The sequence below is a fragment of the Pseudomonas sp. IT-P176 genome, assembly GCF_949767245.1.
Classification (GTDB): domain Bacteria; phylum Pseudomonadota; class Gammaproteobacteria; order Pseudomonadales; family Pseudomonadaceae; genus Aquipseudomonas.
This window is the reverse complement of record NZ_CATKPN010000035.1, coordinates 1-25,434: the sequence shown is the minus strand read 5'-3', so window position 1 is coordinate 25,434 and position 25,434 is coordinate 1. Positions and strand designations below refer to the sequence as shown.

The 25,434-nt window shown below is 61.7% G+C and carries 24 protein-coding genes; 4 read left to right on the top strand and 20 right to left on the bottom strand.

What is annotated here, in order from left to right; all coding sequences use genetic code 11:
* Positions 1 to 63: 63 nt before the first annotated feature.
* Complete coding sequence (locus tag ACM6IP_RS06125; protein ID WP_095165159.1) at positions 64 to 1,293, top strand: nucleoside recognition domain-containing protein; 1,230 nt, start codon at positions 64 to 66, stop codon at positions 1,291 to 1,293.
* Between the two features lie 185 nt (positions 1,294 to 1,478).
* Here the strand turns inward: ACM6IP_RS06125 and ACM6IP_RS06120 are convergent, their stop codons facing one another.
* The 9 genes from ACM6IP_RS06120 to ACM6IP_RS06080 all read right to left on the bottom strand — a co-directional run bounded on the left by ACM6IP_RS06120 (position 1,479) and on the right by ACM6IP_RS06080 (position 11,681).
* Positions 1,479 to 2,129 carry an ABC-type transport auxiliary lipoprotein family protein gene (locus ACM6IP_RS06120; RefSeq protein ID WP_095165160.1) on the bottom strand — a complete coding sequence of 217 codons (651 nt, stop codon included), beginning with the start codon at positions 2,127 to 2,129 and terminating at the stop codon, positions 1,479 to 1,481.
* Positions 2,126 to 3,064 (bottom strand): MlaD family protein, encoded by a 939-nt coding sequence (locus tag ACM6IP_RS06115; protein WP_095165161.1) that lies wholly within the window; start codon positions 3,062 to 3,064, stop codon positions 2,126 to 2,128. Before ACM6IP_RS06115 ends, ACM6IP_RS06120 begins: the two co-directional genes overlap by 4 nt.
* A 1-nt stretch (position 3,065) precedes the next feature.
* Positions 3,066 to 3,869 carry an ABC transporter ATP-binding protein gene (locus ACM6IP_RS06110; protein ID WP_095165162.1) on the bottom strand — a complete coding sequence of 268 codons (804 nt, stop codon included), beginning with the start codon at positions 3,867 to 3,869 and terminating at the stop codon, positions 3,066 to 3,068.
* A complete protein-coding gene (locus ACM6IP_RS06105) occupies positions 3,866 to 5,011 on the bottom strand; it encodes an ABC transporter permease (RefSeq protein ID WP_095165164.1) in 1,146 nt (381 codons plus the stop codon). Before ACM6IP_RS06105 ends, ACM6IP_RS06110 begins: the two co-directional genes overlap by 4 nt.
* Positions 5,012 to 5,065: 54 nt before the next feature.
* Positions 5,066 to 6,109: a DUF5924 family protein gene (locus ACM6IP_RS06100; RefSeq protein WP_159993007.1), complete on the bottom strand. Its 1,044-nt coding sequence runs from the start codon at positions 6,107 to 6,109 to the stop codon at positions 5,066 to 5,068.
* 77 nt (positions 6,110 to 6,186) lie between these two features.
* Entirely contained in the window at positions 6,187 to 7,563 is a 1,377-nt protein-coding gene (locus tag ACM6IP_RS06095) for a M16 family metallopeptidase (RefSeq protein WP_095165166.1), read from the bottom strand.
* Positions 7,564 to 7,643: 80 nt separating this feature from the next.
* Entirely contained in the window at positions 7,644 to 9,302 is a 1,659-nt protein-coding gene (locus tag ACM6IP_RS06090; protein WP_095165167.1) for a Na/Pi cotransporter family protein, read from the bottom strand.
* 217 nt (positions 9,303 to 9,519) lie between these two features.
* Positions 9,520 to 10,287, bottom strand: coding sequence for a TerC family protein (locus ACM6IP_RS06085; protein WP_095165168.1), 768 nt, complete (start codon positions 10,285 to 10,287; stop codon positions 9,520 to 9,522).
* Positions 10,288 to 10,373: 86 nt separating this feature from the next.
* Positions 10,374 to 11,681, bottom strand: a complete 1,308-nt coding sequence (locus ACM6IP_RS06080; protein ID WP_095165169.1) for a CitMHS family transporter — start codon at positions 11,679 to 11,681, stop codon at positions 10,374 to 10,376.
* 344 nt (positions 11,682 to 12,025) lie between these two features.
* Between ACM6IP_RS06080 and ACM6IP_RS06075 the strand changes: the two genes are divergently transcribed.
* Positions 12,026 to 12,427 carry a GFA family protein gene (locus ACM6IP_RS06075; protein WP_159993012.1) on the top strand — a complete coding sequence of 134 codons (402 nt, stop codon included), beginning with the start codon at positions 12,026 to 12,028 and terminating at the stop codon, positions 12,425 to 12,427.
* 117 nt (positions 12,428 to 12,544) lie between these two features.
* On the opposite strand, the gene ACM6IP_RS06070 is transcribed toward ACM6IP_RS06075, so the two are convergent.
* The 11 genes from ACM6IP_RS06070 to ACM6IP_RS06020 form a co-directional block, all read right to left on the bottom strand.
* The gene (locus ACM6IP_RS06070; RefSeq protein WP_320333362.1) at positions 12,545 to 14,506 is read right to left on the bottom strand and encodes a DUF4105 domain-containing protein; all 1,962 of its coding nucleotides are present in this window, start codon (positions 14,504 to 14,506) and stop codon (positions 12,545 to 12,547) included.
* Positions 14,503 to 14,823, bottom strand: coding sequence for a DUF2388 domain-containing protein (locus tag ACM6IP_RS06065; protein WP_095165173.1), 321 nt, complete (start codon positions 14,821 to 14,823; stop codon positions 14,503 to 14,505). The genes ACM6IP_RS06070 and ACM6IP_RS06065 overlap by 4 nt, the downstream gene beginning before the upstream one ends.
* Positions 14,824 to 14,851: 28 nt before the next feature.
* Positions 14,852 to 15,160, bottom strand: a complete 309-nt coding sequence (locus tag ACM6IP_RS06060) for a DUF2388 domain-containing protein (RefSeq protein WP_414861158.1) — start codon at positions 15,158 to 15,160, stop codon at positions 14,852 to 14,854.
* Positions 15,161 to 15,265: 105 nt separating this feature from the next.
* The gene (locus ACM6IP_RS06055) at positions 15,266 to 15,583 is read right to left on the bottom strand and encodes a DUF2388 domain-containing protein (protein ID WP_095165175.1); all 318 of its coding nucleotides are present in this window, start codon (positions 15,581 to 15,583) and stop codon (positions 15,266 to 15,268) included.
* A 174-nt stretch (positions 15,584 to 15,757) separates the two neighbouring features.
* A complete protein-coding gene (locus tag ACM6IP_RS06050; protein WP_095165176.1) occupies positions 15,758 to 15,967 on the bottom strand; it encodes a DUF1127 domain-containing protein in 210 nt (69 codons plus the stop codon).
* 271 nt (positions 15,968 to 16,238) lie between these two features.
* Entirely contained in the window at positions 16,239 to 16,454 is a 216-nt protein-coding gene (locus ACM6IP_RS06045; RefSeq protein WP_095110346.1) for a DUF1127 domain-containing protein, read from the bottom strand.
* Positions 16,455 to 16,772: 318 nt separating this feature from the next.
* On the bottom strand, positions 16,773 to 18,266 hold the full coding sequence (locus ACM6IP_RS06040) for an acetyl-CoA hydrolase/transferase family protein (RefSeq protein WP_414861157.1): 1,494 nt from the start codon (positions 18,264 to 18,266) through the stop codon (positions 16,773 to 16,775).
* Positions 18,267 to 18,446: 180 nt separating this feature from the next.
* On the bottom strand, positions 18,447 to 19,883 hold the full coding sequence (locus ACM6IP_RS06035) for an NAD(P)(+) transhydrogenase (Re/Si-specific) subunit beta (RefSeq protein WP_095165178.1): 1,437 nt from the start codon (positions 19,881 to 19,883) through the stop codon (positions 18,447 to 18,449).
* Positions 19,883 to 20,206, bottom strand: a complete 324-nt coding sequence (locus ACM6IP_RS06030) for an NAD(P) transhydrogenase subunit alpha (RefSeq protein WP_003187010.1) — start codon at positions 20,204 to 20,206, stop codon at positions 19,883 to 19,885. Before ACM6IP_RS06030 ends, ACM6IP_RS06035 begins: the two co-directional genes overlap by 1 nt.
* 15 nt (positions 20,207 to 20,221) lie before the next feature.
* Positions 20,222 to 21,343 (bottom strand): Re/Si-specific NAD(P)(+) transhydrogenase subunit alpha, encoded by a 1,122-nt coding sequence (locus tag ACM6IP_RS06025; RefSeq protein WP_095165179.1) that lies wholly within the window; start codon positions 21,341 to 21,343, stop codon positions 20,222 to 20,224.
* 430 nt (positions 21,344 to 21,773) lie between these two features.
* Positions 21,774 to 22,694 carry a LysR family transcriptional regulator gene (locus ACM6IP_RS06020; RefSeq protein ID WP_414861156.1) on the bottom strand — a complete coding sequence of 307 codons (921 nt, stop codon included), beginning with the start codon at positions 22,692 to 22,694 and terminating at the stop codon, positions 21,774 to 21,776.
* 157 nt (positions 22,695 to 22,851) lie between these two features.
* Between ACM6IP_RS06020 and ACM6IP_RS06015 the strand changes: the two genes are divergently transcribed.
* Positions 22,852 to 24,033 carry an acyl-CoA dehydrogenase gene (locus tag ACM6IP_RS06015; protein ID WP_095165182.1) on the top strand — a complete coding sequence of 394 codons (1,182 nt, stop codon included), beginning with the start codon at positions 22,852 to 22,854 and terminating at the stop codon, positions 24,031 to 24,033.
* Between the two features lie 13 nt (positions 24,034 to 24,046).
* A complete protein-coding gene (locus ACM6IP_RS06010) occupies positions 24,047 to 25,267 on the top strand; it encodes a CaiB/BaiF CoA transferase family protein (RefSeq protein ID WP_159993024.1) in 1,221 nt (406 codons plus the stop codon).
* Positions 25,268 to 25,434: the final 167 nt, after the last annotated feature.

Genomic DNA, 25,434 nt, shown 5'->3' with positions numbered 1-25,434 from the left:
CCGGGGTTTGTCGTTTCTGCCCACCCCGCTATCATTCGCCGCATCTTCTGGGGGATTTGACTGATGCTCAACGGCCTGTGGCTTGGCTTTTTCATCGTGGCGGCCATTTCGGCATTGGCGCAGTGGCTGATCGGCGGCAATGCCGGGATCTTCGCGGCGATGGTGGAAAGCATTTTCGCCATGGCCAAACTGTCGGTCGAGGTCATGGTACTGCTGTTCGGCACCCTGACCCTGTGGCTGGGCTTTTTGCGGATCGCCGAAAAGGCCGGGATCGTCGAGTGGTTGGCCAAGGCCCTGGGCCCGCTGTTCCTGCGCCTGATGCCGGAAGTGCCGGCGGGCCATCCGGCCATCGGCCTGATCACCCTCAACTTCGCGGCCAACGGCCTGGGCCTGGATAACGCGGCGACGCCGATCGGCCTCAAGGCGATGAAGGCACTGCAAGAGCTCAACCCCAGTGCAACGGTGGCGAGCAATGCGCAGATCCTGTTCCTGGTGCTCAACGCCTCGTCGTTGACCTTGCTGCCGGTGACGATCTTCATGTATCGCGCCCAGCAAGGCGCGCCGGACCCGACCCTGGTATTCCTGCCGATCCTGCTGGCCACCAGCTGTTCGACGCTGGTCGGGCTGCTGTCGGTGGCGTTCATGCAGCGCCTGCGCCTGTGGGACCCGGTGGTGCTTGCCTACCTGATTCCCGGTGCGTTGGTCCTGGGTGGTTTCATGGCCCTGCTGGCGACGCTCTCAGCCACCGCGCTGGCGGGGTTGTCCTCGATCCTCGGCAACCTGACGCTGTTCGGCCTGATCATGCTGTTTCTGGTGATTGGCGCGCTGCGCAAGGTCAAGGTGTATGAAGCATTCGTCGAAGGCGCCAAGGAAGGCTTCGACGTGGCCAAGAACCTGTTGCCCTACCTGGTGGCCATGCTGTGTGCGGTAGGCGTATTGCGGGCTTCCGGGGCGCTGGACTTCGGCCTGGACGGCATTCGCCATCTGGTGGAGTGGGCGGGCTGGGACACGCGCTTTGTCGACGCCTTGCCGACCGCGATGGTCAAGCCATTCTCGGGCAGTGCCGCGCGGGCGATGCTGATCGAAACCATGCAGACCTCCGGCGTCGACAGCTTTCCGGCGCTGGTGGCCGCGACCATTCAGGGCAGCACCGAAACGACCTTCTATGTGTTGGCGGTGTACTTCGGTGCGGTGGGTATCCAGCGTGCCCGGCACGCCGTGGGGTGTGCGCTGTTGGCGGAACTGGCCGGGGTGCTGGCGGCAATCGCGGTCTGCTACTGGTTCTTTGGCTGAACCCATTATCGTTGACGACTTTCGCGAGCAAGCCGCAAGCGGGCGCTCGCTCCAGTTGAACGTGCCAATCTGTAGCAGCTGCCGAGCTCGCGAGGCTGCGTTCGAGGACGCAGTCCTCGCCGGGTTGGCGTGGGTCCTTGGCGTCTGCTTCGCAGCCGAACGCAGCCTCGCGGGCTCGACAGCTGCTACAAGGATGCTGCTGCGGGTTTGGGAGCGTGCCTCTGTCCCTGCTCCACCGTCCAGGCAACCACTTGCCGGGTCAGCGTATCGCCGGCCTGGCCAAACCCGGTGACCACGCCTGGCACCTTGACGTCACTCACCGGCTGGCGCACTTCAAAGCGCTTGCTGGCGAGGATGCGCTGATCGCTGCCGCGCACCAGCAGGGCATCCAGGCGAATCACCACCTGCACGCCATTGCCCTGGTACTCACTCTGGAACGCCTGCAGGTTGCCAGCCAGTTCCAGGTCAGTCTGCAGGTTGCTGTCATCGGTGCTCAGCAGGCGCACCCGACCGTCCTCGGCGAAGCCATCGAGCAGGCGGTTACGCAGCAGGATCGGGGTGGGATCGCTCCAGCGCGAGGCCTTGTAGCTGCTGATCAGGTCGCCTTGGGGGATTACTGCGATTTTCGCGCTGTTAAGCACATCGCCCGCTTGCGGCTTGGCCAGACGCAGCGACCATGTCACAGGAGTGGCTCGCGTCGTGGTTGCCAGGCCTTGGGTTGCAGGCAGGCGATACACATCCTGCGGCTCGGCCTTGGGCAGAATCGAGCAGGCGCTGGCCAGGGCCAGGCTTGCCAGCAGGGCCCCGTGGGCGAATGGGCGGTAGACGCGCTTCATGGTGTGAACTCCTTGTCCGTGTCGCTGCCGAGCAGGTAACCGCTAGGGTTGGACTCCAGGCGACGAGAGATGGCCCGCAGCGAGCTCAGGGTATCGCGTAATTCGCGCACGGCCGGCGCCAGGCCGTTGAGACCCTGCATGCCGTTGCTCAGGGCGTCCTGATTGCTCGTCAGCAGCGTATTGATGGTTGCCGTGCTTTGCTCCAGGGACTTCATCGCTTGTCCGGCGCTGCCGAACATCTGCTTGCCCTGGTCGTTGAGCAGGCCGTTGGCGTTGCGCATCAGCGCGGTGGTCTGTTCCAGGGTGGCGGTGGCCTGTTTGCCGATGGCCGACAGTTGCTGCATGGCTTGGCGGATATCGCCGCGCTGCTCGGCAATGGCCCCGGTGGTTTGCTCCAGGTTGGCCAGGGTCTTGCCGAGGCGGTCGACGTTCTCCGGCGAGAGCATCTGGTTGGCGTTGTACAGCAGGCGGTTAATGCTGCTCATCACGTCGTCGCTGTTGTTCAGCAGGCGCGCGATAGGCGATGGCGAGGCGACAATCACCGGCAACTTGCCGTCCTTGCCCCGCAATTCAGGGCTTTGTGGTGTACCGCCACTGAGCTGGATGATCGAGGTACCGGTGATGCCGGTCAGGGCCAGCTTGGCCTGGGTGTCTTCCTTGATCGGGGTATCGCCGCCCAGGCGGATGCGTGCCAGGACCCGGCGCGGGTCCTTGGGGTCCAGGCGCAGGCTCACCACATCGCCAACCTTGATCCCGCTGTACTGCACCGCGCTGCCTTTGGACAGGCCGCTGACCGCCTCGTTGAAGACCACCTCGTAGTCCTTGAACTCGCTGTCGACGCTGGATTTGGCCAGCCACAGACCGAACAGCAAGGCACCGGCCACTACCAGGACGGTGAACAGGCCGATCAATACATGATGGGCTCGGGTTTCCATGTCATACCTCGTTGAGCTGTGAAGCGGCGCCAAGCGCCGCGCGGCCGCGAGGGCCATGAAAGTATTCGTGAATCCAGGCGTCGTCGGTTTCCGAGACGACATCGATGGCATCCGCCACCAGCACCTTCTTCTGCGCCAGCACCGCCACCCGGTCGGTGATGGTGTAGAGCGTGTCGAGGTCATGGGTGACCAGGAACACGCTCAGCCCCAGCGCATCGCGCAGGGTCAGGATCAATTGATCGAACGCGGCCGCGCCAATGGGGTCGAGGCCGGCGGTCGGTTCATCGAGAAACAGGATGTCCGGGTCCAGCGCCAGCGCCCGGGCCAGGGCCGCGCGCTTGATCATGCCACCGGACAGCGAGGCCGGGTATTTGTCGGCGGCCGACAGCGGCAGCCCGGCCAGCGCCAGCTTCACCGCGGCCAGGTGTTCGGCATCCGCGCGGCTCAGCCCGGCATGCTCGATCAGCGGCAGCGCGACGTTTTCGGTCACGGTCAGCGACGAAAACAGCGCGCCCTTCTGGAACAGCACGCCGAAGCGCCGTTCCACCATCGAACGTTCGTGCTCCGAGAGGCTCGGCAGGTTCTTGCCGAACACCGTCACAGCCCCTTCGCTAGGCTGGCGCAGGCCAATGATGCTGCGCAGCAACACCGACTTGCCGCTGCCGGAGCCACCCACCACGCCGAGAATCTCGCCCTTGTACAAATCCAGGTCGAGGTTTTCATGCACGCTTTGGCTGCCGAATCGATTGCACAGCCCACGGACTTCGATCACCGCCTCGGTCGGCGCACGGGGTAAGCGACTCACCAGCCCATCTCCATGAAGAACAGTGCGGCGACCGCATCCAGGACGATCACCACGAAAATCGATTGCACCACGCTGGAGGTGGTGTGGGCGCCGACGGACTCGGCACTGCCGCTGACCTTGAAGCCTTCCAGGCAGCCGACGGCGGCGATCAGGAAGGCGAAGATCGGTGCCTTGACCATGCCTACCAGGAAGTGTTGGACGCCGATATCCGACTGCAGCAGCGAGAGGAACATCGCCGGCGAGATATCCAGCGAGAGGGCGCAGACCACGCCGCCGCCGACAATCCCCGAGAGCATCGCCAGGAACGTCAGCATCGGCAGGGCCACCAGCAACGCCAGGACCCGCGGCACCACCAGCAGTTCGACCGGGTCCAGGCCCAGGGTGCGGATGGCGTCGATTTCTTCGTTGGCCTTCATCGAGCCGATTTGTGCGGTAAAGGCACTGGCGGTGCGGCCCGCCATGAGGATCGCGGTCAGCAGCACGCCGAATTCACGCAGGAACGAGAACGCCACCAGGTCCACGGTAAAGATGCTGGCGCCAAAACTGGCGAGCACCGTGGCGCCGAGGAAGGCCACGACCGCGCCCACCAGGAAGGTCAGCAGCGCGACGATCGGAGCGGCATCAAGCCCGGTCTGCTCAATGTGCGCGACCATGGGCGTAATTCGCCAGCGGGAGGGACGAAACAGGCCGCGGGCGATGGTTTCCAGGATCAGGCCGACGAACCCCAGCAGTTTCAGCGAGTCTTGCCAGACGGTGTCCACGGCCCGGCCAATACGGGTCAGCAACTGAATGCCGACGTTGATCTCGGGTTGTTTTACCGGGACACAGAAGTCGGCCATCGAGTCATAGACCGTTTGCAGCAGCGCGCGGTCGGCGGCGCACAGGCTGCAGTCGGGATGCTCGGCGGTTTTGCCGAGGCGCTCTGCCCCCAGCAATTCGACCAGCAAGGAGGCACCGGCGGTGTCGAGCGCGCCCAGGCCATTGAGGTCAATGGTGGCGCGGTCGTCATACTGGCCCTTGAGGGTTTCGCTCAACTGCTTGAGATTGGCGTAGTGGGCAAGCGTCCAGTCGCCCGTGACCCTGAGCTGCGCAGGGCTGTGGGAAGTATCGAGCTGGGCAGTGCCGGTTGTCGTATCGCTCATAAGCTCCTTGCTTGTTCGGCTGCGACGCAGTGCTACCTAATAGCACGAACCTTGTTACTTTGCCTGGTTCGGCGCCGGGTTGTCTTGACCTGTGTCGGTGACCACGAAGCGCAGCACACCAATCACCTGGCCGTCTTCGGTCAGCACCCGGACCTGCCATTTGCCGGCCGGGTTGCCAGGGAAGTTCTGCTTGTGGGTCCAGGCCCGGTAGCCTTCCTTGCGCCCACCGTGGATATCCAGGGCGATACGGTCGACTTCCTTGCCGTTGAATTTCCACACGTGATAGATCCGCTCGTCCAGACCGCGCGGGGCGTTGATGGCGGTGTAGGCGTACAGGCCGTCGCCCCGCAACTGGGCGACGCTGACCTGCTCCAGGCTGGCGCCCGGGGTGCGGTCCTGCAATTGAGTGCTGATCGCCACCTCGGTCATCCACAGGGTGGCTGGCGGTACCCAGGAGCGCAGGAACCAGCCGGTGGCGCCGATCGCCACGGTGATGCACAGCACGCTGAGGCCGCCGCGCACGGTGCGAATCGGAAAGATCGACGCCAGGCTCGGGAAGGACAGCAGCATGGCAATGCCCAGCGCCAGCTTGAAACTCTGCGAGGTGGTCAGGTGCAGGATGATCGGCAAGGCGGTCAGCAGGGCGGCAAACAACGTCAGGGTGTGCATCGCCAGGAACAGCCAGCGGCGTGGGGCCAGCCATTTGTAATAGAGCGGGTCAGTAATGGAAATCAGCGCTGCGGCGCCGAGCAGCCCGGTGAACGCCAGTTGCCCGCTGTTCCAGGTCGTGGTGATGAAAAAGAACGGCAGGACAAAAAACAGGCTTTCCTGGTGGATCATCTGGGTCGCGTAGCGCAGCAGCGGCTGGGGAATCTCGCGCTTGAACACCTTGGTGAACAACTGCGTCAGGCTGTTTTCCAGCATCAGCCAGACCCAGCTGACCAGCATGATGATCGCGATCCAGGTGGCCAGGCCTTGCTGGCGGTCCACCAGAATGAAGCTGCCGACCCCCGAGATGAAACCACCGAGCGCGATGACCCCGGGGTAGCGCTTCATCAGCTCGAGGATGCGCTGGACGTAGAGGGTCAGGTTCGGCATTTTGGCGGTTCACAATGTTCGTAGGAAAAACCCACCTAGGATACCAGCGCCGGGAGACATCCGGTCGCCGTGCACCTTCATGTTCGGCGATGAAAGCGCCAACCCAGTGCGCCGAGCACCAATAACCCGACTACCCCACCCAGCAGCCAGGTCAGTTGATCATAGCTGAGCAGCGGTTTTTCGATGCGCACGTATCCTGGCTGTTCGAGCAGTTGCCGCAGGGCCAGGTTCGCCTGTTTGAGCGTCACGGCACGCAGGCGCTTGACCGGGTCGGCAAATCGTCCGTCTGCAAAGTCGCCCAAGGCACCCCAGTAATAGTCGGCCAGTGCGCTATTACCCTGCACCGCCCAAGCCTGACGGGCGATGGCGGCCTGTTTGAGGCGCGCAAAAGTGGCCGGGTCGAGGCCCTTGTGCAGCAGGTCGGCCTTGAGCTGCGCCAGTACCTGCTGCGCCTGGGCCAGGTCATCGCGCTCCAGGTCCGCGTTCAGGCTCATGAAGCCGACTCCGCCAAACACTTCGCGCTCCGCTGCGGGGCCGTAGGACAGGCTGTGGGCCAGGCGCAACTGGCGGTAAAGCGCCCAGTCGAGGTAATCCTTGAGCAGGTCGTAGGTTTCGTCGTATTGGTCGTCGAGGATCGGCTCAGGGAATAGCCAGTGCAGCTTGGCTGCATCGCCGACCCAGCCGTGGATCAGATTCCGTTCGGCCTGGGCCGGGCTTTGTAACTGCGCCAGGGCCGGGTGCACCGTGGGTTCGACCGGCTTCAGATGACCGTAGGTGCGCTCCAGGTAGGCCGGCAACAGGCGATCGAGGTCGCCGACGACGATCAGTGTCATGTTGTTGGGGGCGTACCACTCCTGGCGTACCTGTTCCAGCTGTTCACGGGTCAGCGAGTGGACTTCGGAGCGCTCCTGGCACTTGAGCCCCAGTTCCACGGCCAACTGGTTGCTGGCGGTATGGCCCAGGTCCTGGCGATCGAGCCAGCGCTGCAGGTGGGAGTAGTGGCCACCGTCTTCACGTTCGACCACCTGTTTGGCGGCATTGATCGCGTTGTCGTCGATGTGGGTTTCGGTCAGCAGCGCCAGGAGCAAGTCGAGGACCTTGCGCTGGTTCTTCGCCGGAGCCTCGATGACAAAGGTGGTGTCGGCATTGCTGGTGAAGGCATTCCATTCCCCACCGAGGCCTTGCATGCGCTCCTCCAGCCCTCCTTCGCCGCCGGCATCGATACCACTGAACAGCACATGCTCCAGCAGGTGTGGCAGTTCCTTGTCGGCGCAGGAAAAGTCGTCGAGGCCCACGCCGACGACCAGGCGGATTGCCACATGCCCACGCTCAGCGCTCGGCTTGAGCAGGATCTGCAGACCGTTTTGCAGCACGTAGCCCTCGACTTGCAGACGGTCCAGGGCCCAGGTGCAGGAGGAGCCCAGCAGCAGGCACGCAAACAACAGACAACGCATAACAACCTTCCTGGCGGGTAAATGCGGGGAGCGGGGTTTTCCCTCAAGCTTTGCAAATGACTGCTGGCAACGCTAGACGTTCAGGGAGAATGGGTGATGTCAGCCATGTCGTCGACCGCCAGGGCGCCGGTTTCGGAGGTTTCCAGCACCACATAGGCGCTGCTGCAGAATAGCGAGTTCAAGCGTTTCATGTCGGCGATCAGTTCCAGGTGCAAGGAACTGGTCTCGATGCTTTGTACGATCTTGCGTTGCAGGCGGCTGACGTGGGCGTGGGCCAGGCGCCTTTCCTGGGCACGGAAGCGCCGTTTCTCACGCAGCAATTGCCGGGCGCTTTCCTTGTCGGCGCTGAGGAACACTGAGAGCCCCAGGCGCAGGTTGGCAATCAACTGCTGGTGCAGCCCGGCGAGTTCTTCCAGGCCCACATCGGAAAAGGAGCGGCGCTGCGAGGTCTTTTGCTGCTGGACTTTGCGCAACATGCGCTCGATCAGGTCCGAGGCCAGTTTCAGGTTGATCGCCAGTTCGATGATTTCTGCCCAGCGCCGGCTGTCCTGGTCGCTCAGGTCTTCGCGGGGCATCTGCGCCAGGTAGAGCTTGATCGCGCTGTAGAGGGCCTCGACGTCATCGCTCAGGCTGCGCATTTGCTGGGGCACCGCGGTCTGCTTGCCACGCAGCACGTCGAGCATGGCTTGGAGCATGTTCTCGATCAGGTCGCCCATGCGCAGGGTTTCCCGCGCTGCATTGGCCAGGGCCAGGCTGGGGGTGACCAGGGCGGTCAGGTCCAGGTGCCTGGCCTTGGCCTGGCCGTTGGTTTCCGGGCGTTCTGGCAGCAGCCAGGCACACAGCCGCGCCATGGGGCCGACGCTGGGCAGCAGCACCAGGCAGCGCGCCGTGTTGTAGAGCAGATGAAAGCCGATCACCAGGCCCTGCGGGCTGTAGTCGAGACTGTCCATCCAGTGCACGAGGGGGTCGAGTACCGGAATGATCAGCAGCAGCCCGATCAACTTGTACAGCAGGCTGCCCAGCGCCACTTGGCGGCCAGCGGCGTTCTGCATGCTGGTACTGAGGAAGGCCAGCACCCCGCTGCCGATGTTGGCGCCAATCACCAGGCCGATGGCCACGGGCAAGCTGATGACCCCGGCACCGGCGAGGGTTGCGGTGAGCAGGACGGCAGCCAGGCTGGAGTAGGAAATCATCGCGAACAGTGCGCCGATCAAGGCATCGAGCAGGATGTCGCCAGTCAGGGAGGCAAACAGCACCTTGACGCCCTGGGCGTGGGTGATCGGCGCGGCCGCTTCGACGATCAACTGCAGTGCCAGGATGATCAGTCCCAGGCCAATGCTGACTCGACCCATCTGGCCCACGCGGGTCTGCTTGCGTGAGAGGAACAGGATCACCCCGAGGAAAATCAGCAGCGGCGACAGCCAGGACAGGTCCAGAGTCAGGACACGGGCCATCAGTGCGGTACCGACATCGGCGCCGAGCATGGTCGCCAGCGCGGGGGTCAGTGCCATCAGGCCTTGGCCGACAAAGGAGGTCACCAGCATCGCGGTGGCGTTACTGCTCTGGACCATGGCCGTGACCAGGATCCCGGCAATGAAGGCCAGCCAGCGCTTGGACATGTTGCGGCCAATGACATGGCGCAGGTTGGAGCCGTAGACCCGCAAGATGCCGGTTCTGACGATGTGCGTGCCCCAGATCAGCAAGGCCACGGCAGACAATAAATTGAGCAGGGTCAGCATGACAGGCCCCCTGGTGGAATAGCGCCCCAAAGGGGCAAGTCAGCGGTACCGCGCGATTTTCTACATTCTGTACTTAAGCTGTAGTTCGCTAACGGCCGTGGCGCCAGCATCGCATGCCTAAAGCGTCAAATGAAACAAAACTGTCATGAAAACAGCTTCATGCGGACGTAAAAAAGGGGGCTTGCGAGAGCCCCCTTCTTCCTACATCCGGCTCAGGTTACTGGCCCGGGATGTCCTTGCGCAGCTTGACAGGGTCCTGTTGCTTGCGCTTTTTCGCGATTGCGGTGCGCATCTTGATGTTGACCGCTTCCACTGCCAGCGAGAAGGCCATAGCGAAGTAGACATAGCCTTTTGGCACATGCACTTCGAAGGCTTCGGCGATCAGCACGGTACCGACCACCAGCAGGAACGACAGCGCCAGCATTTTCAGCGACGGGTGCTTGTCGATGAAGGTGCTGATGGTGCCGGCAGCCAGCATCATCACCAGGACGGCAACGACGATCGCGGCGACCATGACCGGCACATGAGAAACCATGCCCACGGCGGTGATGACCGAGTCCAGGGAGAACACGATGTCGATGATCGCGATCTGGATGATGGTGTAGAGGAAGTTGCCGCCCTTGCCGGTAGGCTCTTCGGATGTTTCGTCTTCACCTTCCAGTGCGTGGTACATCTCCTGGGAGCTTTTCCACAGCAGGAACAGGCCACCGAAGAACAGGATCAGGTCGCGTCCGGAAATGCCCTGGCCGAAGACCACGAACAGGTCGGCGGTCAGGCGCATTACCCAGGTGATCGACAGCAGCAACAGGATCCGGGTGACCATGGCCAGGGCCAGGCCGAAGATCCGGGTGCGTGCCTGCATATGCTTGGGCATGCGGCTGACCAGGATCGAAATCATGATGATGTTGTCGATGCCCAGGACGATTTCCAGGGCCGTCAGTGTCAAGAAGGCAACCCAGATCTCTGGGTTGGTCAGCCATTCCATGTGTATTCCTTTGAGGATGTGTTAAACCACGCCGCCAGCGGCTTCAAAACTCGAAGTCTAGCTGGCGGCGCGGTGAGTTGATGCTCTTATAGAGTGCTGAACAGCGGAAATATCCCCATCAGCAACGCAGCGAACATTATGCACAGGCAAACCAGAACTGCCCACTTGAGGGTGAAGCGCTGGTGGTCGCCGAACTCGATCCCGGCCAGCGCCACCAGCAGGTAGGTCGATGGAACCAGCGGACTGAGCAGGTGCACGGGTTGGCCAACGATCGAGGCGCGGGCCATTTCCACGGCGGTGATGCCGTAGTGGCTGGCGGCCTCGGCAAGAACCGGTAACACGCCATAGTAAAATGCATCGTTGGACATGAAAAAGGTGAACGGCATGCTCACCAGGGCTGTGATCACGGCCAGGTAAGGGCCGAGGAAGTCCGGGATCACTGCCAGCAGGCTTTTCGACATCGCGTCGACCATGCCGGTACCGGTCAGGATGCCGGTGAAGATACCCGCGGCGAAAATCAGCCCGACGACTGCCAGCACACTGCCGGCGTGAGCCGCGACGCGGTCTTTCTGCTGTTGCAGGCATGGGTAGTTAACGATCATGGCGATGCTGAACGCGACCATGAACAGCACCGGTAGTGGCAGCAGGCCGGCGATCAAGGCACACATCAGGCCCAGGGTCAGGGCGCCGTTGAACCAGATCAGCTTCGGCCGACGGGCATCCGGGAACTGCGACACGCTGATTTCGCTGTGGTCGATTTCATCGCCGATCAAATGCAGTTCACCCAGGCGCGCGCGCTCACGTTTACCGTACATGTAGGCAATCGCCAGGATCGCCACCACACCGGCCAGCATCGCCGGGATCATCGGCACAAAAATATCCGACGGGTCGACGTGCAGTGCACTGGCGGCGCGTGCGGTCGGACCGCCCCAGGGGGTCATGTTCATCACGCCACCGGCCAGGATGATCAGGCCGGCCATGATGCGCGGGCTCATGCCGATGCGGCTGTACAGCGGCAGCATGGCGGCCACGCAGATCATGTAGGTGGTGGCGCCGTCACCGTCCAGGGACACCACCAGGGCCAGCACCGCGGTGCCGACGGATACTTTCAGCGGGTCACCCTTGACCAGCTTGAGGATCTTGCGCACGGCCGGGTCGAACAGGCCGGAGTCGATCATCAGGGCGAAATAGAGGATGGCGAACATCAGCATCACCCCGGTCGGGGCCAGCTTGGTGATGCCTTCGAGCATCATCGGGCCGATTTTCGGCGCAAAACCGCCAAACAGGGCGAACAGGATCGGCACGATGATCAGGGCGATCAGCGCCGACAGGCGCTTGGTCATGATCAGGTACATGAACGTGATGACCATGGCAAAGCCAAGGAAAGTCAGCATGGGAATACTCCAGACGTAGCGCGACTAGGGAATGGCGGACCGGTTGGGGGTCAGCGCAGAACGGGAAGCACGAGGCGTACGAAGGGAGTCGGGGCGAACAGGCGGGTGCGAGCGGACATCAGAATCACCATTGTTGTTGTTAATTGGGCCGGGCGAACGTTGCGGATTTCGCGTTGGCCAACCGGTCTTTTGCCGGCAGTGGGGGCGATCCTAATCGGCAAACCTTTCAGCTACCTTTCGCCAGACAAACACCGGACGAGATGTGCAAGCGCGCCTGGCGAGGCTTAAAGTGCTGGGCAGTGCCCCGGATTGATGGGGTGCAGTTGGGGATCAGGAGGGTCGGCATGAGCGAACTTCACACCGGCGGCTGCCATTGCGGGCAGCTGCGTTATCAATTCAGCGGGCCGTTGCAGGACATCGCCCATTGCCACTGCTCGATTTGCCGGCGGGTCAGTGGCGGCCTGGTGACCACCTGGATCACCCTGCCCCGTTCAGCCTTCCAGTGGCTGGCGGGCACCCCGGCGCAGTACGACTCTTCGGCCAGCTGTGTGCGCTACTTCTGTGGCCACTGTGGTGCCCAACTGGCGTTGATCACGCACCTGAGCCCGGACAGCATCGATGTGACCATTGCCACCCTGGATCACCCGGAGCGGGCGCCTGCCGAACGGCATATCTGGACCGACAGTCGATTGCCTTGGCTGCACCTGGACGAACACCTCCCCGAAGAACCCGAGGAAACCCTGTAGCAGCTGTCGAGCTCGCGAGGCTGTAGCAGTCGCCTGGGCTCAGGGTTGGCGAGGACTGCGTCCTCGAACGCAGCCTCGCGGGCTCGACAGCTGCTACAGGCTGCCATGTGCCAGGGCTCAGGGCAGCTCCAGGCCGCCTGCCGCCTTATGCAGCGCCCGCAGGTGTTCACCCAATTGCTTGACGTTGGCTTCGTTGGCGGCGATCTCCGCTGCCCGGGCCGGCTCCAGCAGGGCGCGGGCCTCTTTGTCGAGGTCGCCGGTCAAGGCTTGCAGTATCTTCTGGCGGCTGCTGCTTTCAGCTTCCAGGCGTTGCCATTCGTTGGCTTGCGGCAACCCGTAGCCACCCTCGTCGAGCAATTCCGCCGGGCGACTGAGGAAGCCGCTGTTGGCGAGGATCTGCTGCAGGGTCTTGTTGGCCCGGTCCATGCCGCCGTTTTCCAGCTCCCGCGCATCGAGGTAGCGTTGCTTGACTTCGTTCTGGGCCAGCAGCAGTTGCTGGCGGAAGCTTGCCTGCTCCAGCAACAGCAAGGCGGCGCTGGTGCGCAGGTCAGCCTGGCCGAACCATTGACGGCGATCGGCAGCGCTTGCAGTCAGCCAGTCTTCGACCTTGTCCTGCTTGATCGGCAGGTGCTTTTTCAGCACCTCGAACATGGCTTGATAGCGGTCGCGGAATGAATCGAAGCGATAACCCAGGCGCAAGGCCTCACGTTGATCGTCGAGCACGCTGGTGTCGGCCAGGCCGCGGGCTTTGAGCACTTCCAGCAGGCCGTTGGGCATGATGCTGTCCAGGCCGACCAGTTGCGGATTGTTGCTACCACTGCGCAACAGTTTCAGGCTCTCTACGGCGCAGTTGTTGGACAGGAAGAAGTAATTACCGTCGTAGCTCCAGTGCATCTCGGCAGCGTGCTCCACCACTTCGTCGATTTCGCTGCGCGACAGGGTCAGCGGGACGGACGCCAGGCTGCGCAACTCGGTCTTGGTGTACTCGTCGATGACTTGTGCCAGGGGCAGCACAAATAGCCGCGAGGGGTACTTGCCGACCAGGCCATCCCAACTCGACAGCTGTACGTCACCGACGAAGGCGCGGTAGGACAGCACCAGGGAATACTCCAGATCCAGCCGGCAATCCGGCCCACGCGGGCGCCCGGGTGCACAGATCACCAGGCGCAACATGCTGTGGCCCCAGCGGCTGACGAGGTTCTGGTTCGCTTCGGCGAGCAGGTAATCGACGGCGTAGACCCGCTCCGGATCGACCTGCCCCAGCGGCTGTTTGCCAAAGTCGTTGCCGGCATTGAGAAAGGCGAAAGACGTGGCGCAGTTGTCCTTGGCCGCCGGTGCCCAGCCAAAGTGCTCCTGGTAATAGCGGTACAGCGCTGGACGGCGGCAGGCGTAGCTCGGGTCGAGGAGGAAGTACTCCATGTTGACCGCGACGAACTCCTTGGGGCTGCTGGTTTCGTACAGGTCCGGGCTGCGCGCGATCTGGCGGTTGTGCTGTTCACGTTCCCCGCGCCGGCCCACGTATTGCTGCCAGCCGGCCAGGTCCAGCAGGCGCGGGTCATCGCTGAGGGTGAAGCGCCGGTCGTTCTGGCCGCGGCATTGATCGGGCATGCCGATTAGGCCCGAACTGTTGTGCTGCCGGGTACAGCGCTGGATCAGCAGGCGTTCGGGGCCAGGCCATAAACGCGCACGGTCGTAGATATGGGTCAGTTCGTGGAGCACCGTGGCCAGCATCTCGCGGCGTACCGTGCCGTGGGGACGATGGGTCTTTTTAGTGGCAGCGCTACCGTCCGTCAAGCCAGGTAGCAGCTTGCGGTTGAGGTCGAGTTCGGACACCAGGGAGGCCTGGCCGTAGGCGTTGGCCGGCATGTTGTCGGTCCAGCCGACATTGATCCGTCGGTCCAGTTGCTCGACGAAGTGCGGCGGCAGCGCCTGCATCGCCTCGTCCAGCAAGGCCTGGCTGGCCTGCTGTTCTGCCGGGCTCAAGCCTTCGGTCTTGAGGTGCAGTTGCAGGCCGGCCTGGGCCGTTGTGCCAAACAGCAGCGCGGCAGCGGTCAGCAGCCCGGTGACGAACGACCTCACAGTGCGAGGATGGCTTCGGCGAGTACCTGGTCACTGGCGTCGCGGGCTTCCGGCACGCGGGTGCGCAAGGTGTCGAAGGCTGCTTCCAGGTGCGCGCCACGAATATCGCCATTGCTGGCAACGAAACTTGCCGCGTCGTCGTGGGCATCGCGTACGACTTTCGAGTCGCGGATGGACGTCGTCGTGTCCGAGGTGAAATCGAGGGTGCGCTGGGAGGCACGGATAATGATGTTACTGGTGGCTACCAGGGTTTGGGCCTGGGCCATGTCGGCCAACAACAATAGGCCGAGGGTGGCAGCAATCAGCGGGCTACGCATGGAACGACTCCGGAAGAACGTGGGATAACTATTGGACGAGAATTGCCTGTGCCAGTTCAAGGTCACTTGCATGAAGTTTTGCCCGGTTCTGGTGCAGGTAAACCAGGGCCGACTCCAGGCGCGCTCCTCGCAGTTGGCCATTGCTGGCAACAAAGGCTGCCGCATCATCGTGCGCGGCGCGCAGCAGTTTATGGTCGAAGGGGGCGCAGGTCACCATGCTTGTGGCATAGGCGGTGACGACCAGGTTCTGCGTGGTCAGGTCCAGGGCATGGGCCGAGGTGATCCAGCAGGCGATGAATGTGGCGAGGACGAACAGTGCTTTTGAAAGAAAATCCATGGGACCGGACAGCTGGAAACCAGCCCCAAGGCTAGCGCAATGCCCGGCCCAGAGCCAGGCCTTGGCAAACGGGGCAGCTCAGGCCACCCCGTCTAGAGCCTGCAATCAGATGGTCAGGATAGCCTGAGCCAGTTGGGCGTCAGTTGCGCTCAACTGTGGAACCTGCTTGCGGATGTGCTCCAGGGCACTTTCCAGGCGAACGCCGCGGATGGCACCTTCGCTGGCGACGAAGCTGGCCGCGTCATCACGGGCTGCGCGCACGATCTTGTCGTCTTTGAACGAAGAAGTGATGTCGGAGGTGGCGTCGGAAGTGGCTTTGAGTGCGCCGACTACAGCGTCCGTGGTGACGATGAAGCTGGTGGCGTGCGAATTGGCAGCCACGGCCAGCAGGGCTGCAGCGCTGAGCAGACGAAGACGGGACATGGGGTAACTCCTGTTAAGAACAAAAAAGAGGCGTTGGAAAACGCCGGACAACCACCGCGAGCCGCACGGTGCCTGAACAATCAGACGCGTACCGCGCAGTGTTCGCCACGTTGTATCTGGATATTAGGCGCATGTTCAGGGGTTCGAACAGTCCTGTCTTCCTTTTGCCGTCCACTATTGCCAGAAGGAGCGCTCCAGTTCGGCCATGCGGTCTGCGTGGCTGATACCAATATCGGACAGTTGCTGGTCATTGAGTTGGGCCAGCAAGTGGCGGGTACGCGCCCGTTCCCGGCATTGGCCTGTGGCCCTGATCAGCCTTGTCAACAGCCCCAGGAGGCCGCGCCGTGGGCGGTGCGATAGGGATATCTCGAGTGAAGTGTCCATGCTCAATTCCTCGCGCGAAGGCTGAAAGTGCAGCCTTGGGAGATCATGTTGAACCCTTGCGGTTCAGCGGGTCAGTGACACTGGGGTTAAATTGTACTGGTGCAATTTTGTATTTATAACAACTGTACCTATCTTGCGCAGTACCTTCTGTACCAGCGTTTTTTTTGCCCTGAAACGACAAGACCCGTCGCGGTTTCCCGCGACGGGTCTTGTGTGTGCAATTCAGAGTGCTGGCGGTGGACCCCTGAAGGTCAGAGCCAGCGACGCTAACTTAGCGCCAGAACGGCTTGCTCAGCTCTTCGTAGCGTTGTGCTTCGCTAATCCCTGCGTCAGCCAGCAGACGCGAATCCAGGCGAGCCAGTTGGTGGCGGCTGGAGATGCGGCGCTGCCACAGCATCAGGTTGGCGAGAACGCGAAGAGGCATGGAAGCCTGGGTTTTTACAGCGTTGTCTTCGAAGAACAGTTCGGAACTGAGTGTACGTTCCATGGTGACATCCTTCCGCTTGTGGCGGGATTAGGTAGTGGTTTAACTGGTGCCCATGATCCTCTCGTTTGGCCAGTCTCTGTAGATACAGTTCACCTGTATTGTGAGAGACCAGTTAACTGTTAAAGGGTGGTGTACTGGTCTAAATTGAGGCAACTGTACCTATCCGCACGGTTATGGTGCGTTTTGTAGGTTTTAGTCGGAAAAGGTAGGCTTTTTACCTAGGAAAAGACCGGTACAGCAGTACAGTTTTTGTCAGCTATTGGGCAAAAGATAGCGGACCGGCAAAAAAGTGTTTTCGCCGGCCGCCATCTGTACCAATCACACGGCGAGCATGCGCCCGGTTTCTTCCAGGTTCATGTGCCAACTGAGGGCTTCGCGCAGGATGTGCGGGGTGTGGCCGCCGATGGCACAGGCCTTCTCGAAGTACTCATTGAGCGCTTCGCGGTAGTCCGGGTGCACACAGTTGTCGATAACCACCCGGGCGCGTTCCCGAGGGGCCAGGCCACGCAAGTCGGCAAGGCCGATCTCGGTTACCAGGATGTCGACGTCGTGCTCGGTATGGTCAACATGGCTGACCATCGGCACGACACTGGAAATCGCGCCGCCCTTGGCAATCGACTTGGTGACGAAGATCGCCAGGTGGGCGTTGCGGGCAAAGTCACCCGAGCCGCCAATGCCGTTCATCATCCGCGTGCCGCAGACGTGGGTGGAGTTGACGTTGCCGTACAGGTCGAACTCCAGCGCGGTGTTGATGCCGATGATGCCCAGGCGACGCACCACTTCAGGGTGGTTGGAGATTTCCTGCGGGCGCAGTACCAGTTTGTCCTTGTAGCGCTCCAGATTGCCAAATACATCGGCATTGCGCCGTTGCGACAGGGTGATCGAGCTGCCCGAGGCAAAGCTCAGCTTGCCGGCGTCGATCAGGTCGAAGGTCGAGTCCTGCAGCACTTCGGAGTACATGGTCAGGTCTTCGAACGGCGAATCGATCAACCCGCACATCACCGAGTTGGCGATGCTGCCGATGCCAGCCTGGAGCGGACCCAGTTTGTTGGTCATGCGGCCAGCGTCCACTTCCTGCTTGAAGAAGTTGATCAGGTGGTCGGCGATGGCCTGGGTCTCGTTGTCCGGTGGCAGCACCGTGGATGGCGAGTCCGACTGGTTGGTGACGACGATGGCGACGATCTTTTCCGGTGGAATCGGGATCGCGGTGCTGCCGATGCGATCGTCGACCTGGGTCAGCGGGATCGGCGTGCGGGTCGGACGGTAGGTCGGGATATAGATGTCGTGCAGACCTTCCAGGTTCGGGTTGTGCGCCAGGTTGATCTCGACGATCACCTGTTTGGCGAAAATCGCGAAGCTGGCGGAGTTGCCGACCGAGGTAGTCGGCACGATGTGGCCTTGTTCGGTGATGGCCACGGCTTCAATGACTGCGATGTCCGGCAGCTTCAGTTGCTGGTTGCGCAACTGCTCCACGGTTTCCGACAGGTGTTGGTCGATGAACATCACTTCGCCGGCGTTGATCGCCTTGCGCAGGGTGCTATCGACCTGGAATGGCATGCGGCGGGCCAGGACGCCCGCTTCGGTCAATTGTTTGTCGAGGTCGTTGCCCAGGCTGGCGCCGGTCATCAGGCTGATCTTCAGCGGCGTGACCTTGGCGCGCTCGGCCAGTGCGTGGGGCACGGCCTTGGCTTCGCCGGCGCGGGTGAAGCCGCTCATGCCGACGGTCATGCCGTCCTCAATCAGAGCGGCAGCCTCGGCGGCGCTCATCACCTTATCCAACAACGAAGGCAAGCGAATACGGTCACGGTACATGGATTATTATCTCGGGCAACGGAAGCAAGATGCGCAGTCTAGTGATTTCGAAAACATTCGTCCCGCTACCATGGTCGAATGCAGGCCCCTGATTTAGAGCCTTTGGTCGGGTAATCGAGGCCAATAAAAAACCCCAGCCTACGGGAGGCTGGGGTTTTTGGTATTGCCGTGGAGCAGTGTTTATTCGACTGCCTTGACCATATCTTCGATGACTTTCTTGGCGTCGCCAAAGACCATCATGGTCTTGTCCAGGTAGAACAGCTCGTTATCCAGGCCGGCATAACCGCTGGCCATCGAGCGCTTGTTGACGATGATGGTCTTGGCCTTGAAGGCCTCCAGAATCGGCATGCCGGCGATTGGCGACTTCGGATCGTTCTTCGCCGCCGGGTTGACCACGTCGTTGGCGCCGAGCACCAGTACCACGTCGGCCTGGCCGAACTCGGAGTTGATGTCTTCCATCTCGAACACCTGGTCGTACGGTACCTCGGCCTCGGCCAGCAGGACGTTCATGTGCCCAGGCATGCGCCCCGCCACCGGGTGGATCGCGTACTTCACGGTCACGCCGCGATGGGTCAGCTTCTCGGTCAGTTCCTTCAGTGCGTGCTGCGCCCGTGCCACCGCCAGGCCGTAGCCCGGAACAATGATTACGGTATCGGCGTTGGTCAGCAGGAAGGTGGCGTCGTCAGCCGAACCGGATTTCACCGGACGCGCTTCCGCCGAACCGGCAGGACCTGCAGCGTCTGCGGTGTTGCCGAAGCCACCCAGCAGGACGTTGAAGAACGAACGGTTCATCGCCTTGCACATGATGTACGAGAGGATCGCGCCGCTGGAGCCCACCAGGGAGCCGGCGATGATCAGCATCGAGTTGTTCAGTGAGAAGCCGATACCCGCCGCAGCCCAACCGGAATAGCTGTTAAGCATCGACACCACTACCGGCATGTCGGCGCCACCGATCGGGATGATGATCAGCACGCCCAGCACAAAGGCCAGGGCCAGCATCAGGGCAAACGCACCCAGGTTGCCGGTCAGCATGAAAGTGATGCCCAGGCCCAAGGTGGCCAGGCCCAGCACCAGGTTGATCTTGTGCTGACCGCTGAACTGTACTGGTGCGCCCTGGAACAGACGGAACTTGTACTTGCCCGAGAGCTTGCCGAAAGCGATCACCGATCCGGAGAAGGTGATGGCACCGATGGCGGCACCGAGGAACAACTCCAGGCGGTTACCGGCCGGAATCGCGTCTCCCAACTGCTTGACGATGCCCAGCGACTGCGGCTCGACCACCGCGGCGATGGCAATGAATACCGCGGCCAGGCCGATCATGCTGTGCATGAAGGCGACCAGCTCTGGCATCTTGGTCATTTCAACCCGTTTGGCCATGATCGAACCGGCGGTGCCGCCGACCAGCAGGCCAACGATCACGTAGCCGATACCAGCGGTGGCCAGCTCGGCCCCAAGCTTATAGATGAGGCCGACGGTGGTGAGGATGGCCAGCGCCATGCCGAGCATGCCGAACAGGTTGCCGCGCCGCGAGGTGGTCGGGTGCGACAGGCCTTTGAGGGCCTGGATGAAGCAGATCGACGCGATCAAGTAGAGCGTCGTTACGAGGTTCATGCTCATTACTTGGGCGCCTCTTCTTTTACGGCTTTCGGGGCTTTTTTCTTGAACATCTCAAGCATGCGACGGGTGACCAGGAAGCCACCGAACACGTTCACCGCCGCCAGCGCGACGGCCAGGGTGCCCATGGTCTTGCCCAGCGGGGTCACGGTCAGCGCGGCCGCGAGCATGGCGCCGACGATCACGATTGCCGAGATCGCGTTGGTCACCGCCATCAAGGGGGTGTGCAGTGCGGGTGTAACGTTCCAGACCACGTGGTAACCGACATAAATCGCCAGCACGAAGATGATCAGGTTGTAGATACCGGGGGAGATAAGCTCTTCCATCGTCTGAATCCCTGCTTAGGCGTTTTTGCGGATGACTTGGCCGTCGCGGCACATCAGGCACGCGGCGACGATGTCGTCTTCGAGGTTGATCTCGAACTGGCCTTCCTTGGTGAAGACCAGCTTGAGGAAGTCCAGCAGGTTGCGCGCATACAGCGCCGAGGCATCTGCGCCGACCTGGGCTGCCAGGTTGGTCGGGCCGGCGATGGTCACGCCGTGCGCGACGATCACCTGGTCCGCGACGGTCAGTGGGCAGTTACCGCCCTGTGCCGCCGCCAGGTCGATGACCACCGAGCCCGGCTTCATCTGGGCAACAGTCTCGGCGCTCAGCAGTACCGGGGCCTTGCGACCAGGAATCAGGGCCGTGGTGATGACAATGTCGGCTTGCTTGGCGCGCTCGTGCACGGCCAGGGCCTGGCGTTGCATCCAACTGGCCGGCATCGGCCGTGCGTAACCGCCGACGCCAACTGCGCATTCACGCTCTTCGTCGGTTTCATAAGGAACGTCGACGAACTTGGCGCCCAGGGATTCGATCTGCTCTTTCACCGCAGGACGGACGTCGGAGGCTTCGATCACCGCACCCAGGCGTTTCGCCGTAGCGATGGCCTGCAGGCCCGCCACGCCAGCGCCGAGAATCAGCACGCGAGCAGCCTTTACCGTGCCTGCGGCGGTCATCAGCATCGGCATGAAGCGCGGATAGTGATGAGCGGCCAGCAGCACGGCCTTATAGCCGGCAATGTTGGCTTGCGAGGAGAGCACATCAAGGCTTTGCGCGCGGGAGGTACGCGGCGCGGCTTCCAGGGAGAACGCGGTAATGCCACGCTCGGCCAGTTTGGCAATGGTTTCATTGCTGAACGGGTTGAGCATGCCTACCAGCACGGTTCCACTTTTGATCAGGCTCAGTTCGCTGTCGCTGGGGGCGACAACCTTGAGGATCAGCTCTGCGCCAAATGCATCGTTGGCACTGCCAATCACTGCACCCGCCGCTTCATAAGCACTGTCGACAACGCTGGCGCTGATGCCGGCGCCGCTTTGCACAGTGACTTTATGACCCTGGCCGATCAGCTTCTTGATGGTTTCCGGGGTTGCAGCAACCCGCGTTTCACCGGTCTGGGTTTCGAGAGGAACACCAATGTGCACGTCAAATCTCCTGCTTGATCTTATTGCTTTCGATCTTTCTTAGAAGGCCAGCGCACTGCGGAGGGTGCGGCTGGGGCGGCCGATCAGCACGACCCCGCTGTATTTCGGGCGGGGCGCGGCATTTTGCAGGCGAACTTTGTGCCCTTCAAGGGATTATGACGGGTGACGGAAAATTAACTACAAGTCACCCCGTGACCGAATGTCGCAACCAGGCGGGTTAATCCCTTGTAGGCCGTGACTTGCAAGGATTCTGGCGAAAATTTGGGGATTTCCTCATCGGCTGCATGAATGTTGCACCATGGTCCCGATTTAAGGCGCGAAAGCCACGCCGTTAGGCGGCTGTGGGACGATTGTGCAGGTATTCCGTACAGTCTGCTTAAATGCGACAAATAGTTATATCTGTAGGGCTTTAAATTTGCTGACTACGAGGTCAGTTAATGCCTGTAGGCCCCTGTCCCTCTACGCTGTAGCTATGTGCCTGATGAATCAGCCAGTCGCGAAATGCGCGTAAAGAGGCGGATTCGACCTTTCGGTCAGGAATCATCAGGTAATAGGCCTTGATGCTCGACAGGGCCTGGGGGTTGGCAATCACCAGCCTTTTCTCCGCCAGTTCGCGCTGGATCAGGAACGGCGGGATCAGGGCGATGCCCATGTCATGCATTGCCGCCTGGGCGAGCATGGAGAATAGCTCGTAACGGGGACCTGTCATGTCCCGGGGGATATTCAGGTTCTGGGAGTTGAACCACTGGCGCCAGGCGTACGGGCGTGTGGTCTGTTGCAGCAGGGGCAAGTCGGCAATCTGCTCGGCGCTGAGCTGCATGAACGGGCCGCGTAAGGCCGGACTGCACACCGGCATCGGGTTTTCGCCCATCAGCCTGTGGGATTCGGTACCGGACCAGTCGGCGTCGCCGAAGTAGATCGCGGCGTCGAAGTCGGTGTCGGCAAACAGGAAGGGCCGTGTGCGGTTGGTCAGGTTGACCGTTACTTCCGGGTGCTGCTCCTGGAAGTCTTTGAGTCGCGGCAGCAGCCATTGGGTGCCAAACGTCGGCACGACCGCCAGTTCGATCACGTTGGCGCCCTTCTGGCCCATCACTGACAGGGTGTCGCGTTCAACCGCGTCCAGTTGGGTTGCCACCCGGCGACTGTAAGACAGGCCGGCTTCGGTGAGTTTTACGCCGCGCCGTGAGCGTCGGAACAGTTCGACACTGAGAAACTCCTCCAGGCTGGCGATCTGTCGGCATATCGCGCCCTGGGTCAGCGAAAGCTCCAGGGCGGCCTTGGTAAAGCTCTCGTGGCGGGCGGCGGCTTCGAAGCTGATCAGGGCGGCGGTGCTGGGGATCTTCCTGCGCATGTACGGCAACCTCACTAATGATTCTCGTGTATGCCGTTCCGGGCAATTACGGAGTGAGAAATTAGCACAACAGCATGCAAAATCCTCGTTTGCCCATTCCGCGAGCGACGCCTAGGATCAGTCCACGATATTTGACCTACTTCGCGAGGACACGCTCATGGGCGGTAAAGCTAGCTTCAACTGGATCGATCCCCTGCTGCTGGATCAACAGCTCACTGAAGAGGAGCGCATGGTGCGCGACAGCGCAGCGCAGTTTGCCCAGGACAAGCTGGCTCCGCGCATCCTCGAAGCCTTCCGCCATGAAAAGACCGACCCGGCGATCTTCCGCGAAATGGGCGAGATTGGCCTGCTGGGTGCGACCATTCCCGAGCAGTACGGCGGCAGCGGCCTGAATTATGTCTGCTACGGGCTGATTGCCCGTGAGGTAGAGCGTGTCGATTCCGGCTATCGCTCGATGATGAGTGTGCAGTCCTCCCTGGTCATGGTGCCGATCAACGAGTTCGGGACTGAGGCGCAGAAACAGAAGTACCTGCCGAAACTGGCGTCCGGTGAGTGGATTGGTTGCTTCGGTCTGACCGAGCCGAACCATGGTTCCGACCCGGGTTCGATGATTACTCGTGCACGCAAGGTGGAAGGCGGCTACAGCCTGACCGGCAGCAAGATGTGGATCACCAACAGCCCGATCGCCGACGTATTCGTGGTCTGGGGCAAGGATGATGCTGGCGATATCCGCGGCTTCGTCCTCGAGAAAGGCTGGAAAGGCCTGAGCGCCCCGGCTATTCACGGCAAGGTCGGCTTGCGTGCCTCCATCACCGGCGAAATCGTGATGGACAACGTATTTGTTCCAGAAGAGAACATCTTCCCGGACGTGCGTGGCCTGAAAGGTCCGTTCACTTGCCTCAACTCCGCCCGCTATGGCATCTCCTGGGGGGCACTGGGTGCCGCCGAGTTCTGCTGGCATACCGCACGCCAATACACCCTGGACCGCCAGCAGTTCGGCCGTCCCCTGGCGGCGACCCAGTTGATCCAGAAAAAACTGGCGGACATGCAGACCGAAATCACCCTGGCGCTGCAAAGTTGCCTGCGTCTTGGCCGCATGAAGGATGAAGGCACGGCGGCGGTGGAAATCACTTCGATGATGAAGCGCAACTCCTGCGGCAAGTCCCTGGATATCGTGCGCATGGCTCGCGACATGCTCGGCGGTAACGGCATCTCCGACGAGTTCGGTGTGGCGCGTCACCTGGTCAACCTCGAGGTGGTCAACACCTACGAAGGTACTCACGACGTTCACGCGCTGATTCTCGGCCGTGCACAGACCGGTCTCCAGGCGTTCTACTGACAGGAGAGCGGCCATGGGTGCGTTATCGCATTTGCGGGTACTGGATTTATCGCGCGTATTGGCCGGTCCCTGGGCTGGCCAGATCCTGGCGGACCTGGGGGCTGAGGTCATCAAGGTCGAGCGTCCGGGCAACGGCGATGACACGCGCGCCTGGGGGCCGCCCTTCCTGAAGGACGCCTACGGCGAGAACACCAGTGAGGCGGCCTACTACCTTTCGGCCAACCGCAACAAGCAATCGGTGACCATCGACTTTACCCGGCCTGAGGGTCAGCGCCTGGTGCGCGAGCTGGCTGCCAAGTCCGACATCCTCATCGAGAACTTCAAGGTTGGGGGGCTGGCGGCTTATGGCTTGGACTATGAGACGCTCAAGGCGATCAATCCTGATTTGATCTACTGCTCGATCACTGGGTTCGGCCAGACCGGACCCTACGCCAAGCGTGCAGGTTATGACTTCATGATTCAGGGCCTGGGGGGCTTGATGAGCCTGACCGGCCGCCCTGAAGGTGATGAAGGTGCCGGGCCGGTCAAGGTGGGTGTGGCGCTGACGGATATTCTGACCGGGCTCTACTCCACCGTGGCGATCCTGGCAGCGTTGGCGCATCGGGATCATGACGGTGGTGGACAGCACATTGATATGGCGCTGTTGGATGTCCAGGTCGCTTGCCTGGCCAACCAGGCCATGAACTACCTGACGACTGGGGTTGCTCCCAAGCGGTTGGGCAACGCTCACCCGAATATCGTGCCTTACCAGGACTTCCCGACGGCGGATGGCGACTTCATCCTGACGGTGGGCAATGACGGGCAGTTTCGCAAGTTTGCCGAAGTGGCAGGTCAGCCCCAGTGGGCAGACGATGCCAGGTTTGCCACCAACAAGCTGCGGGTGGCCAATCGCGCGGTACTGATTCCGCTGATTCGTCAGGCCACGGTGTTCAAGACCACCGCCCAGTGGGTGGTTGAGTTGGAGCAGGCGGGTGTGCCCTGTGGGCCGATCAATGATCTGTCGCAGGTGTTTGCTGATCCGCAGGTCCAGGCGCGCGGGCTGGCGATAGAGCTGCCCCATGCACTGGCGGGTAGGGTGCCGCAGGTCGCCAGCCCGATTCGCCTGTCCGAAACACCGGTGGAGTACCACAGCGCTCCGCCGCTGTTGGGCGAACACACGCTGGAGGTCTTGCAGCGAGTGCTGGGTCTGGATGCTGCTGCAGTTGCCGCCTTTAAGGAATCTGGTGTGCTCTAGGCGTCCCTTCTATATAGAGGCGGTTTTGCCCTTGCTTATATAGAAGGCGCACTACCGCCTTTTTTGGCTTTGCGTAACTCATTGATAGAAAAGCCAAATTAAAGGTTGACGGGAGATCTCAGGTGTCTATAATTCGCCCCACTTCCGGCGCAGTCGAAACGGAAAAC